This window comes from Kordia antarctica (assembly GCF_009901525.1).
GTDB classification, from domain to species: Bacteria; Bacteroidota; Bacteroidia; order Flavobacteriales; family Flavobacteriaceae; genus Kordia; species Kordia antarctica.
In genome coordinates this window covers 188,336-200,586 of the sequence record NZ_CP019288.1, presented here as the reverse complement: position 1 = coordinate 200,586, position 12,251 = coordinate 188,336, and the positions used below count along the sequence as shown (strand labels likewise).

The following is a 12,251-nucleotide window of genomic DNA, read 5'->3' as shown; positions in this document are numbered from 1 at the left end:
AATGAGCCTAAAATAATTTGAATTATAGTGCGTCCAGATAAAATTGAAAATTAAAGCATAGCATCGTTACGGTTTTATTTTATAGTGAAGTACCTGTGTTGAGCGGAGTCGAAATATGGACGCAATAGAAACAAATTATTAGGTTCATTTTAAGTGATAATTGGTATTAGTTAGTCTTAACGTTTTACCACATATTTTTAACAGCCTGTTAACAGCGTATTGCATTTGTGATAGTTAGTTTTGTTAAAACTTGAAAAGGTTGACCAAATTACTATGAAATATATTACCCCATTATTACTTATATTGATTTGTTTTGGTTGTAATGATACCACTAAAAAAAATGCAGAAGATGTAGCATATTTTGGTGGAGAAATTATAAATCCAACGGACGAATTTGTGATGCTTTATTACAAAGGAAAACTCGTAGACTCCTTAAAACTAGATGAAAAGAATCGTTTTTTGGCGAAATTAAAAAATCACCAAAACGGATTATATAAGTTCTCTCACAATCGCGAACATCAGTATATTAATATCGAAAAAGGTGACAGTTTGTTGTTACGTTTGAATACATATGCATTTGATGAATCTTTATCTTTTACCGGAAAAGGTGCCGAAAAAAACACCTTTTATATTGAGTTATTCTTGTTGAATGAAAAACATGAACGACCTGTTTATCAATATTCTCAATTGAATAGTGATGATTTTTTACAAAAAATAGACTCCTTACAACATATAAAGTTGAACAAACAGAAGAAATTCTTGATTGGTAACCCAACTGTTTCTAGTGATTTTAAAGATTTTACAGATAAAGTAATCCAGTATTATGATTATGAATATCGTGAAACATATCAAAATATGTTCAATAAGCGAAGACTCAAAGATTCTACCTTAACGATTAAAGACTCATTTTCTGAGTATAAGAAAGGTGTCAATATGAATGATTCTACTATGAGTTATTATACACCTTATACACGCTATATAATGCGATTTATTAACAACGCATCTTATAGTGAATGTATGAAAAAATCATGGAAAAAGGATCGTAAGGTCAATACTTCTTTGACCTATAATAAGAATAAATTAGCATTGATTGATAGTTTGGTAACGTATCCATATTTACGCAACGAATTGCTTCGCTACACAGCGTATTCCTATTATAGTGATAATACGTTAGATACTGCTAAGAATAACGAATTCTTCAAACTGTACCAAAATGTAGCAACTGACGAAGAATCTAAAGAAGAAATTTCAAACCTTCATACTGGAATCAAAAATTTACAAACTGGAAATAAGTTTTCTAATACTATTTATGTGTACGACGAAACTCATAATAGAATTCTGATGAATAGATTAAGTTCTGATCGAGGGAAAACTATTTTATACTTTTGGACGTCTAAACAATTAAGACACAAGCAATCGATTACGATGAAAATTAAAGCGTTGGCAGAAAGCTATCCAAACTTAAATATTGTCGGAATTAGCTTAGATACCGATCATAAATATTGGAAAAAAGCCGTAGAAGAACTTGATTTTAAAGAAAGTAAACAATACCGAGTTGGCGATAAAGAAAGTCTGTTGAAAGATTTTGCGTTGATTGATATTAACAAATTAATTATCATAGATCAAAGCGGACATTTTGTAAATGCATTTGCTAGTATTTTTAATAATGACTTGAAAGAGCAATTAAAGTAGCATCTCTACTCTGCTCGATGTGACATTTTACTATACTATAATAATCCGTTGTACATTTTGATAAAATTCGTCAATTCGAGTGAATTTTACGATTGAAAATAGACGTATAAAAATAGCAGTAAAAAGACCAACCATTTTGTCCATTACGCCTACTTTTGAATTCAAAATGAACAACGGGCTACAATAAAAAAAAGCGTCTTTGAAATTTCAAAGACGCTTTTTTTGTGAAATAAATACATATTTCCAAGCACTTCTCGATACAAAATTCTTTCAGAATTTAACTCGAAGTGACGCTAGAATTAGTTTAGTTTCCTTTCTTGTAATCTGCTAAAAATTTAGCCAATCCGATGTCCGTTAATGGATGTTTTAACAAACCAGTAATTGACGATAATGGACCTGTCATTACATCTGCGCCAATTTTTGCACAATCAATAATATGCATTGTGTGACGTACAGAAGCTGCCAAAATTTGCGTTTCATATCCGTAGTTATCATAAATCATTCTAATTTCCGCAACCAAGTTCAAACCGTCTGTAGAAATATCGTCCAAACGTCCAATAAATGGTGATACATACGTTGCACCAGCTTTTGCAGCTAATAATGCCTGACCTGCCGAAAACACTAAAGTTACATTTGTTTTAACGCCTTTATCAGAGAAATATTTACACGCTTTAATTCCATCTGCAATCATTGGAAGTTTCACTACAATTTGTGTGTGTAACGCCGCTAATTCTTCGCCTTCTCTGACCATTCCGTCAAAATCAGTCGCAATTACCTCAGCAGAAACATCTCCATCAACAATCTCGCAAATTGCTTTGTAATGATTGATAATATTTTCTTTTCCTGTAATTCCTTCTTTCGCCATAAGCGAAGGATTTGTCGTTACACCATCCAAAATTCCTAATGCTTGCGCTTCGCGAATTTGATCTAAGTTAGCTGTGTCAATAAAAAATTTCATGTGTTCTTTAGTTTAATATATAAAAGTTGTGTTTGCTGTTTTGGGCGTTTTAACAGGCTTTCCGCTGTATCTTTTTTTGAAACAAAACGTCTTTGCGAGAATTTTTAGAAAATTCGTGGCAATCTGTTCATTCAACAAACAGATTACTTCGTCGTTCCTCCTCGTAATGACGTATCAAAATTTCAAAAAAAGGATGCCGCATCAATCCTTAACGCAATGTAGTGCAAAATTACACTATTATAAGATGCGATAAGAAACTTGCACTTTAGAATAGTTGGTGAGTTATTAACATTTCGACTTCGCTCAATGCAACGCATTTCTGACTTCGCTCAATGCAACGCATTTCTGACTTCGCTTAATGCAACGCATTTCTGACTTAATTCAATGCAACGCATTTCAATGATGCTTTATTCATCAACAATTGCAGTTTCTAAAATTTGAATCGTTTCTTTTTTTTCTGGCGGATTTTTGATTCTAACAATAATCTTTTTGTATAACCAACTATTATTTTCGAATGTTGCAAAAATATCCAACATTGCTTTTCCGTGTTCGCCTGTAATTTTAATAGTAGAAGTTACCATTTTGTTATCATTTGAATACTGAACTTCTCCGTTTAGGATTGTCATATTATCAATCGGTTCAATAGTTCCAAGTGTTTCTTGCACACGTTTGTTGGCGCGTACTTTTTCTAACGGAAGTTCAAATAAAGTAGGATCTGCATATGCTTTTGTGTAATCAGAAACGATTGCTCCAAAGTTTGACGAAAACACATACGACAATAAGATTAACATGATAATTACCAATCCTAGAGACGATTTCCAGTTTCGTTTCCACCAAGGTTTTGATTCAATAATATTGGTATTCATGAGTCTTTTTTAATAACTCGAAGATATAAAACTTCAACTTTTTCGCGCGCCCAAGGTGTTCGTCGCAAAAACTTTAAACTCGATTTTACCGACGGATTACTTTTAAAACAGTTGATATTAATGCGTTCCGATAATTCTTCAAAACCATAATAATCGACTAATTTCTCTACAATTTCAGCCAATTTTACACCGTGTAACGGATTATTTACTTGTTCGTTGCTCATCGTTATTATATTCGTACGTACGTATGTTCCATGCCTGAATCGTCATTTGTCTCTTTGAAAACCAATTCGTCTTTCGTGATTTTCTGAATTATAAATTCACGATTTCCAATGGTTAATAGCGTATCTTTTAGCGTATACGTAGCATTCAACACAAATCCTTCCATTCCAATAAGAATAGTTTCAGCATCTTCAAAGGTGAGTATTGTATCTTGATCAATGAGCGGATCTGGTTTATTATTTTTTAATTCATAATTCAGTGTTTTCCCTTCATTCCCTTTTGTGATCGTTAATTGCCACGTTCCGATAATTCCATTAGCTTCTGTTTGTGCTGAAGAAAAGTTGAATCCAAAAAATAGAAAAATTAAAGTTAGTATTCGCATGTTATTTTATGTTATTAATTTTGCTGTAAGTGTTTTTTAAAGTAATCGGAAAACCATGACAAATCATCGGTAACGTATTGTTCATTTTCATCGTCAAAGCCTAAAATTAGGTGTTTTTGACTTGTAGTATCTATAAGAAACAGCTTTCCTTCGTAAGTTTCTTTATCAACCTTTTTGATCGTATACTCAAAATCTTTGGTATTATTAGCGTCAAAACGTTTTGAAACTTCTTTTGTTTTTATAATGATTGTTTTGTACTCTAAAATTTTAAGCTCTTTATTCGCTTTCATTTTAGCTAATATTCGCAATATATTTATCACACCAATTGAAAAAAAGAGAACTATTCCGCCAAAAATTTTCCCACTATATGATTCTCTGAATTCAGGTGCTGAAGTAATGAGAAATATAGAAGCCGCTAATCCTAAGAATATAGGAAGAATAATTAATCCAAAAAGTTGTGTATAATCAACTTTTGGTTTTCCAATAGTAATCTTCCCATTTACTTTGGCAAACGAAATTTTTAAACGTTTTAGTTTAGATTCTAGAAGAAAAGTATTTGAGTTGTTTGTCATAATTTGAATGCTACTAATTGTCAATTCTCTTAATAATCAACCGAATTTGTCCCATATGATTTGCTTGATGTTCCATTACATGATACCAAGCCCAATGATTATTCATACTACTACCTTTCACATCAGAAGTAAACCAAGCATCATCTTTCGTTTTTAAGAGTCGTAAGGTTTCATTTCTGACTTCATTCCAAATATCTAAATAATAACTGATTGGCTTGTTTATAAAAGCTTCTCGCCCATTATCTCCTAAACCCAACGCAGTTTCCCATGCTTTTTCATCTTTATTAAATCCTCTATTTTCAAATGTATAGAGTTGATAATATTTTTCTGTTGCCGCTAAATGATAAATCATAGCGCCAATTCTGTTGGCATTTTCATCTAATAAAAAATCTGTTTCTTCTTGTGATAATCTGGAAACACTTCTCGTGACACGACTTTTTAAGTCTTCAAGCATAGAAACCACATTTCCTATTTGTGTATCGTATCCTTTTGGTGCTTCAATTTTTTGTGCATTTACAGAGAAATTACATAGAAATAATAGTACTAAAGAAGCCGAAATGTATTTGATTTGTTTTTTCATTCTTGATTGATTTTTAAAATTAACTGAATTTACAACTTATAATGATTCATTAACATTTTCTCATACATTTTATCTGGCAAAATTCGTTTTAATACAATAGAAAATTTTTGCATAAACGCGCCAACTTTGTAATGAATTTTTGGTTTTTTGGTTTGAATAATTTTCAAAACTGCATCTGCCATTTCTTTAGGATCTGAACCACTATCAACATGTGAATTCATTTCTTCCAACATATTTTCGTAAACTTCTTTGTACGGAGAATCATCAAAAACTGGCGTATGATAACGTCCTGCGGCAATATTCGTTGCAAAATCACCTGGTGCAACATTTGCAATTTCAATGCCAAACATCTTAACTTCCATGCGCATTGCTTCTGTGACTAACTCTAAAGCGCCTTTGCTAGCTGAGTAAATTCCGCGATACGGCAAACCCATATAACCTGCAATGGAAGTTACATTGATAATATGACCGCTTTTTTGTGCGCGCATTTGTGGCAAAACCGCTTTCATAACAGCTATTGGTCCGTATAAATTGGTTTGAAAAGCTTTGTGGATTTCTTCATCGGGCGTTTCTTCAATCGGTCCTGTAATTCCGACGCCTGCATTATTTATCAAAACATCCAAACGACCTTCTGCTGCTATAATTGAAGCGAATGCTTTTTGAATACTTTCCGTATTTCGGACATCAAGTGCGATGAGTTTAAAAGCTGTAAAATCGTTGAATTTATCAGGATTTCTGCTAGTTCCGTATACAGTATAGCCTTGTTCAACTAATAAAATTCCAATAGATTTTCCAATTCCTGATGAGCCACCAGTAATTAATACAACTTTAGACATATAGTATGTTTTTGGTTATTTTTTTACAAATATGCTTAAAAAAAAGGAGAAAGTAAGTTTTGACTTTGGAGAATAAAAAATGGCAAGCTACCTACATCACACTGCTCAACCATCTACCTTTGCTGCGTTCCCGCCCTGGAGGATTCAACAGGAGCTAGTTGTGTAGGACTTGCCGCTGCAAAGATAAAATGTTTTTACATTTACGCAACCATTTTTTAAACTGATTTTTATGAATTAACTTGCCAGAAATAAAGTTTCCCAATGAAATTACATAATATATTCATAATCACATTTTTAAGTTTGATGGTTTTTGCCTGTGGCGATGAAAAAAAATCAACATTACCTCCTTTTTCGTTAAAGATTGATGGAAAAACGGAGAAATTCCCGCTTAATACAACGCTAAAAGCGGAGATTTTGAACAAAGAAAAGCTAGTTATCACGAATGTTGATTATACTATTAACGATGAAAAGTTGATCAATTTGAGCAAAAATCTGTTAATGTTAGAAACTACAATTCCTAAAAATACCTTATTAGGAAAGCAAGTTTTGAAAGCTACGATTACATATGATGATGGAAAAACTAAAGTTGTCAGCGATCAATTGACAATTTTATCAAACATAAAACCTAAAATTTACACGTATAAGATTGTAAATACGTTTCCGCACGATATAAAAGCATACACACAAGGTTTGGAGTTTTTTAGAGATACTTTATTTGAAAGTACGGGAAGGCGTGGACAATCATCATTACGAAAAGTAGATTATAAGACTGGAAAAATATATCAGAAAGTTGATTTAGATCGCAAGTATTTTGGCGAAGGAATTACCATTTTGAATGATAAGTTATACATGCTTACTTGGGAATCAAATACTGGTTTTGTGTATAATCCTGATAATTTGGAACGTTTGAGCACTTTTACGTATCAAAATAGTAAACAAGGTTGGGGATTGTGTAACGACGGCGAAAAGTTGTTTAAAAGTGACGGAACAGAAAAGATTTGGATTTTGGATCCTTCGACCTTAAAAGAACAATACGCGATTCAAATTTGTGATCATAAACAAACATATATCAAGGCTAACGAATTGGAATTTATTGATGGAAAGATTTTTGCGAATAGCTATCAAAATCCAAGTATGATGATTATTAATCCTAAAAATGGTGCGCTAGAAGGTATTGTTGATTTTAGAGGATTGAAAGAGAAAGTGACGAATCATTCACAAATTGATGTGTTTAACGGAATTGCTTTTAACGCTAAAACGAATACGTATTTTGTAACTGGAAAGTATTGGGATAAGCTTTTTGAAGTGGAGATTTTGGAGAAGTAGTTTAGACTCGTTCCCGCGTAGGCGGGAATCTCTTAGTATCGCTGTCGCTCTTAGATTGTTGGTCACGCTTCGCTTTTGGTATTTTGGTAGCGCTTCGTTTTTTGTTTATTCGTTTATTTGTTTTTCTGTGTATTTGTTTTTTGCTTTTCTTGATGTTATTAGTAAAATTTTTCACTTTTCACTTTTCACTTTTCACTTTTCACTTTCCACTTTTCACTTTCCACTTTTCACTTTTCACTTTTCACTTTTCACTTTTCACTTTTCACTTTTCACTTTTCACTTTTCACTTTTCATTTCGACTCCGCTCAATGCGGCGCACTTTTCACTCAAAACTCACAATCTCATTTTTCAAAGCAAATACAACCAATCCTGCGGTGTTTTTGACATTGAGTTTTGCAAGTAGTTTTTTTCGATGACCTTCTACCGTACGGAAACTGATGAACAGCTTCTCTCCTATTTCTTTGGCTGTGAATTCTTTACAGATTAATTCCAGTACTTCTTTTTCGCGTTCGGTAAGATCATATATCATGTTATCAACTGTCCGTTTTCCTTTGTACATTAGTATTTTACGCATGATATTCGTGATTTTATTGTTGAAATAATAATCGTGTTCTAGCACACATTCAATACATTCTACGACTTCATCAGGACTTGCATTTTTCATGAGATATCCATTTACACCTAATTCTATCATTCGGATAATGTGCCGTTCTTCTTCATGCATCGTAAGAATGATTATTTTCATTTCTGGATATTCTTTCAATAGTATTTCTGCCGTAGCGTAGCCATCCAAATTTGGCATTCGAATGTCTAATAAAACCACATTTGGTTTGATCACCGAGTTTTTTAAAGAGTTCAAAAATTCTTCACCATCTGAAGCTTCCAAGCTGATTTCCATGTTTTTTTCTTCTTGAAATATCGCTTTGATGCCTTCTCTAAAGAGTAAATGATCGTCAACTAATGCTATTTGTATCATTTTTTTGTTTGTTTAATTGTAAACGAATCGTTGTTCCATTAGTTGTTTCTGATGAAATACTAAATTCCGCACCTAAGATTAACGCACGATCTTTTATATTTCGCAATCCTGCGCCTTTTTTGATGGTTTTTGTATTGAATCCTTTGCCATTATCTGAAACTAATAGTTTGAAACATTTCGTAGTATTTTCAATAGAAACGCTCACTTTTGTGGCTTTTGCATGTTTTACGACATTGACTAAAGTTTCTTTTATGATTCGATATAAAGCCAATTCACTCGAAAAGTTCAATCGGTTTTCACTTCCATTCCAATTGTAATTTACAGTGATAATTCCAGCTTCAGCGATTGTAAAACATAAATCGCTCAATGCTTCATTTAAACCAAAATCTTCCAACGTTGGCGGCATGATATTGTATGAAATCTCACGGACTTTTTTTAATAGATTGTTTAATTGCTTTTTGATTTCATCAGATTGATTATTTACAAAAATATTCTCCGCTTGCTCTTTTTTCAATTTTGAAACTTGTAATAGTATGGTAGAAATTCCGCCACCAATTTCGTCGTGTAAATCGGCAGCAAAGCGTTTTCGCTCTTCATCTTGAATTTTTATTGCACTGTTTAGTAATTGTTGTTGATGTGCAATTTGCTGTTCTTGAAGCTTCATTTGTTGTTTTAGCAATCTTCTTTTGTAAATTAATACAAAACCAACAATAGCAATGGCGAGGAAAAACATTCCTAGCATGCCAATGAAAAGTATTAGCGAAGTTCCTTCTTGCGTTTGATCAACCATAATCCTATTGAGATGAAAAGATAATGAATCATTATGAATATTCCATGTAATGTCCACGCTTCAAAGAATTCAATCAATGGAATTTCCATCAAAAAATTATTCGTAATAAATAATAAAAAAGAACCTGCAAAGTAGATTAATACAGCCGCATTGATCCAAAATATAGGATGTGTTTCTAACCGCTTAATTGATTGATCTACAAAGACTTTATAAAACCAACCTATTGAAAAACAGACTAAAAATGCACTTTCCACAGATTTACTGTATGAATTATACGTTTCTAGCGGTTGCCAAAAAATCATATTTATAATGGTAAACGTGATGACAATGAATATGGAAATTTGTATCAACTTTTTGATCGTTCTATTATCAAATAATCGCATGTAAATTAAGCTCCATAACAAATATTCTATAATAGTATAGAAATGTGAAATGATCATGTTATTCATCTTTTTTCCATGCATTATGTACGCGATAAACGATAAAATTCCAGCACAAATGAGCAAAATACTTAATAGTTTATGAATGGTATTGAATCGTTTAAATCGAAAGCAAATTGTACCTAATGGAATCAAAATAACCAACTGAGCTACACTCATGATTGCCAATAATGTTGATTTAGAGAACATAAAAATTTATTTTTTACAGCGTGTAGAGCATACTTTTAGTGTCGCAAGAAGTTGCATCATTTTTTGTGCATAAAGGAATTTCGTTGACAAATAGTTTGTCATTTTCACCAGCTGTTTGATCTATTCCGTTAGCGTTAACTCCAACCAGAATTATTCTTTGTCTTTCATCTTCATCAATTCCAAAATACACTCTCATTGATTCCACGTTAAGTTCATCAAAAATTGCGATGAGTTCATCTTTATCAAATAAAACAGCAATTAAGTCGAAAGTATTTTGCCAATTTTGAGCTGAAGTTTCCGCCGTAGAAGCCACAATTTCGTATCCTTTTATATTGCAAACATCTGGCGTACTTGGTGTTCTACCTTCATTGGGCAATCCGCATTTAGCACTTCCTATAATACCTGGTCCGGTGTGAATGTATAAATCGCTTGTATTATCACAAGTTCGCGGACAAGGCAATGTGAAATTATAAATTCGGCTGTTTTCTCCTTTTTCATTAATAAGGTCTTCATTATTTTCATTAACGCCAACAAGCATCATATCTGGGCATTTAATTTCTCCATCATCTTTAATTCCCATGTAGAAACGAACGCCAACTGCGGCTCCTTCATTTACGACACATTCAATATCATTTTTATGAAAAAAGAATGCTTTCAGATCAACATTTAGTTGCCATGCGCCTGCGTACACTTGTGCAAGTTCGAGGTCAACTTCTTCAAAATTTTTAATTGTTTCTAGAGCCATGATTCATTGTTTTTAAGTTTGATACTAAATTACGGGTTTTGACTTTGTTTAAGATACGTATTTCTACGCATTTACTGTCTGAAAACTAGCGTTTTAAATCACGTATAAGCTATCTTTTATAGAGATTAAAAAGGGTTTAATTTTGGAGTGTATCAAATTGTAAACTTGGCGCCAAGTACAACAAGTGATATCAAAAACAAATTAATATTAATCATTTAAAACCTTAAAATTATGTCAACTTATTGTGGAACAATCGCATCAGATGGTCAAATTACATGTACTAAAAGTAAATTTTCATGCGCTTACGATTCTGACCAAAAAAAATACACTGTAGATTACAACGGACATGTTGAAAGTCCAAATATGGCAGTCGTATCGCCAACATTGCAAACGCCTGGATTATCTAATATTTTATATACGTATACAGGAGGATTTACCGTGCAAGTCTTTCAAAATGTAGACGGTGTTTATACACCTGTTTCGAGTAGCGTTAACTTTATCGTAAAAGAGATTGAGTAACACATGTATTTTTATTTTAAACTCCTTTATTTCTATATTGAAGTGAAGGAGTTTTTTGTGTTTTAGTGCGTTTACTCATCAAAAATGCCTGTTTACTCATTGTAGGTTTTTTTGAGATGATTTTTGTCTTTTATTTGATTTAATTAAAGATGAAACAATGAAATATCCACAACTAAAGGTAAGCATTCCTGAACCATGTCATGAAGATTGGAACAACATGACGCCAACAGATAAGGGGAAATTCTGTGATGTTTGCACCAAAGAAGTCGTTGATTTTACTTCAAAAAGTGATGAAGAAATTATAAAGCATAGCTTGAAGCATAAAAATCTTTGTGGACGGTTTCACGCTTCGCAATTAGATCGAAAATTAATTATTTACAGAAAAGAACGCAATCATTGGCTTTCGTATGCGGCTTCGCTCCTATTTCCGTTTGCGTTATTTTCACAAGAAGCAAAAAGCGAGATTCAGAAACTTCCAAAAATAGAACAAATTAATACTTCAAGTTTCAAATCATTAAACATTGGTTCATTACACAAACAAGGAGAAATTGCTTCCGTAATTCAAAATGATAGTATTACAATAAAAGGTATTGTCACTGATGATACAGGATTGCCATTACCAATTGCATATATAAAGATTCAAGGAACGAAAATAGTTGTAACAAATGACTTTGATGGATTTTATTCTCTTAGAGTTAAAAGAAACGACACTGTATTGATTTCATCTTTAGGTTATGAAACCGTTACCATAAAAATAGTTGATAATCAACATGTCTACAATATTACTTTAATAGCTGAAGTTATGGGAGAATTAGATATGATGCTTGGTGGCGTAGCTGGAATGGTAGTAACTTGTTCTTCTGATGATTATTATACAACTCCAATGTCTGAAACTGAAATCAAAGAAAAAGAAAAACGCACCAAAAATTATTTTGCGTTTGAAAAGAAAAAATGGAAAGAAAAAAGAGCCGCACGAAAACTGGCAAGAGCAAAACGAAAAGCTGAGAAAAATTAAATCAAAAAAAAACTCCTCTTACGAATAAAAGGAGTTTCTCTATAATCAAGTCTTGCAATAATTATAATTGCGTAGCGAAATTTGCTTATGATACACAAAAGCTAACTTCAATGGCTTACTTAAATGTTAGGTTGTTTTTTCAT

General features: G+C 32.4%; 15 protein-coding genes and 1 other RNA gene. 4 read left to right on the top strand and 12 right to left on the bottom strand.

Features of this window, described 5'->3' with window-relative positions; all coding sequences use genetic code 11:
- Positions 1–273 precede the first annotated feature (273 nt).
- Positions 274–1,692, top strand: coding sequence for a TlpA family protein disulfide reductase (locus IMCC3317_RS00945; RefSeq protein WP_160127637.1), 1,419 nt, complete (start codon positions 274–276; stop codon positions 1,690–1,692).
- Between the two features lie 304 nt (positions 1,693–1,996).
- On the opposite strand, the gene fsa is transcribed toward IMCC3317_RS00945, so the two are convergent.
- From fsa to ffs, 8 genes are all read right to left on the bottom strand, one after another.
- Positions 1,997–2,650: a fructose-6-phosphate aldolase gene (gene fsa / locus IMCC3317_RS00940; protein ID WP_160127636.1), complete on the bottom strand. Its 654-nt coding sequence runs from the start codon at positions 2,648–2,650 to the stop codon at positions 1,997–1,999.
- Between the two features lie 407 nt (positions 2,651–3,057).
- Positions 3,058–3,516, bottom strand: coding sequence for a cytochrome c oxidase assembly factor Coa1 family protein (locus IMCC3317_RS00935; RefSeq protein WP_160127635.1), 459 nt, complete (start codon positions 3,514–3,516; stop codon positions 3,058–3,060).
- Entirely contained in the window at positions 3,513–3,740 is a 228-nt protein-coding gene (locus IMCC3317_RS00930) for a VF530 family protein (protein WP_160127634.1), read from the bottom strand. The genes IMCC3317_RS00935 and IMCC3317_RS00930 overlap by 4 nt, the downstream gene beginning before the upstream one ends.
- Positions 3,741–3,745: 5 nt before the next feature.
- On the bottom strand, positions 3,746–4,120 hold the full coding sequence (locus IMCC3317_RS00925) for a hypothetical protein (protein ID WP_160127633.1): 375 nt from the start codon (positions 4,118–4,120) through the stop codon (positions 3,746–3,748).
- A gap of 14 nt (positions 4,121–4,134) precedes the next feature.
- Positions 4,135–4,692, bottom strand: a complete 558-nt coding sequence (locus IMCC3317_RS00920) for a hypothetical protein (protein ID WP_160127632.1) — start codon at positions 4,690–4,692, stop codon at positions 4,135–4,137.
- A 13-nt stretch (positions 4,693–4,705) separates the two neighbouring features.
- Positions 4,706–5,272, bottom strand: coding sequence for a DinB family protein (locus tag IMCC3317_RS00915; protein ID WP_160127631.1), 567 nt, complete (start codon positions 5,270–5,272; stop codon positions 4,706–4,708).
- Positions 5,273–5,301: 29 nt separating this feature from the next.
- Positions 5,302–6,108, bottom strand: a complete 807-nt coding sequence (locus IMCC3317_RS00910) for an SDR family oxidoreductase (protein WP_160127630.1) — start codon at positions 6,106–6,108, stop codon at positions 5,302–5,304.
- 77 nt (positions 6,109–6,185) lie between these two features.
- An RNA gene (ffs, locus tag IMCC3317_RS00905) (signal recognition particle sRNA small type) lies at positions 6,186–6,283 on the bottom strand.
- An 86-nt stretch (positions 6,284–6,369) separates the two neighbouring features.
- Here ffs and IMCC3317_RS00900 point away from each other — a divergent pair.
- Positions 6,370–7,434, top strand: coding sequence for a glutaminyl-peptide cyclotransferase (locus IMCC3317_RS00900; protein ID WP_160127629.1), 1,065 nt, complete (start codon positions 6,370–6,372; stop codon positions 7,432–7,434).
- 322 nt (positions 7,435–7,756) lie between these two features.
- On the opposite strand, the gene IMCC3317_RS00895 is transcribed toward IMCC3317_RS00900, so the two are convergent.
- The 4 genes from IMCC3317_RS00895 to IMCC3317_RS00880 are packed head-to-tail and all read right to left on the bottom strand — an operon-like array spanning position 7,757 to position 10,574.
- Positions 7,757–8,410, bottom strand: a complete 654-nt coding sequence (locus IMCC3317_RS00895) for a response regulator transcription factor (protein WP_160127628.1) — start codon at positions 8,408–8,410, stop codon at positions 7,757–7,759.
- Complete coding sequence (locus IMCC3317_RS00890; protein WP_160127627.1) at positions 8,388–9,200, bottom strand: sensor histidine kinase; 813 nt, start codon at positions 9,198–9,200, stop codon at positions 8,388–8,390. Before IMCC3317_RS00890 ends, IMCC3317_RS00895 begins: the two co-directional genes overlap by 23 nt.
- Positions 9,167–9,829, bottom strand: coding sequence for a hypothetical protein (locus tag IMCC3317_RS00885; RefSeq protein WP_160127626.1), 663 nt, complete (start codon positions 9,827–9,829; stop codon positions 9,167–9,169). The genes IMCC3317_RS00890 and IMCC3317_RS00885 overlap by 34 nt, the downstream gene beginning before the upstream one ends.
- 13 nt (positions 9,830–9,842) lie before the next feature.
- Positions 9,843–10,574, bottom strand: coding sequence for a hypothetical protein (locus IMCC3317_RS00880; protein WP_160127625.1), 732 nt, complete (start codon positions 10,572–10,574; stop codon positions 9,843–9,845).
- Between the two features lie 231 nt (positions 10,575–10,805).
- On the opposite strand from IMCC3317_RS00880, the gene IMCC3317_RS00875 reads away from it, so the two are divergent.
- Together IMCC3317_RS00875 and IMCC3317_RS00870 are read left to right on the top strand one after the other, a co-directional pair.
- Complete coding sequence (locus tag IMCC3317_RS00875) at positions 10,806–11,093, top strand: hypothetical protein (protein ID WP_160127624.1); 288 nt, start codon at positions 10,806–10,808, stop codon at positions 11,091–11,093.
- 157 nt (positions 11,094–11,250) lie between these two features.
- Complete coding sequence (locus IMCC3317_RS00870; protein ID WP_160127623.1) at positions 11,251–12,108, top strand: carboxypeptidase-like regulatory domain-containing protein; 858 nt, start codon at positions 11,251–11,253, stop codon at positions 12,106–12,108.
- Positions 12,109–12,251: the final 143 nt, after the last annotated feature.